The sequence below is a fragment of the Halorhodospira neutriphila genome (assembly GCF_016584055.1).
Classification (GTDB): domain Bacteria; phylum Pseudomonadota; class Gammaproteobacteria; order Nitrococcales; family Halorhodospiraceae; genus Halorhodospira; species Halorhodospira neutriphila.
The window spans coordinates 1-544 of the sequence record NZ_NRSH01000285.1 but is presented as its reverse complement, the minus strand read 5'-3'; the positions used below and the strand labels follow the sequence as shown (position 1 = coordinate 544).

Genomic DNA, 544 nt, shown 5'->3' with positions numbered 1-544 from the left:
CTCGGGCTCCGCGGCCTCGCTCAGCTCCCGGGCGCTCAGGCGGGGGAGCTCGACGGCGATATCGAAGCGGTCGAGCAGCGGCCCGGTGAGGCGGCTGCGGTAGCGGGCGACCTGCTCCGGCGTGCAGCGGCACTCCTTGCCCGGGTCGCCGAGGTAGCCGCAGGGGCAGGGGTTCATGGCCGCCACCAGCTGGAAGGCCGCCGGGTAGGTCACGCGGGCGCCGCTGCGGGCGATGGTCACCTGCCGGGCCTGCAGCGGCTCGCGCAGCGCCTCGAGGGCGTTGCGCGGCAGCTCGGGGACCTCGTCGAGGAAGAGCACCCCGCGGTGGGCGAGGGAGACCTCGCCGGGTCGCGGCGGCTGGCCCCCGCCGATGAGCGCCGCCGTCGTGGTGGCGTGGTGGGGGGCGCGCAGGGCCGGCCGCCGCCAGAGGGCCGGGTCCACGCCCTCGCCGCTGACCGAGCGCACCGCCGCCGCCTCCAGGGCCTCGGCCTCGGGCAGCGGCGGCAGCAGACCGGGCAGCCGCTCGGCGAGCATGCTCTTGCCG

1 protein-coding gene is annotated in these 544 nt (G+C 78.3%); it reads right to left on the bottom strand.

Annotated elements, in window-relative coordinates:
* A partial coding sequence (locus tag CKO13_RS12490; protein WP_200261484.1) for an ATP-binding protein occupies positions 1 to 544 on the bottom strand: 544 nt, incomplete at both ends.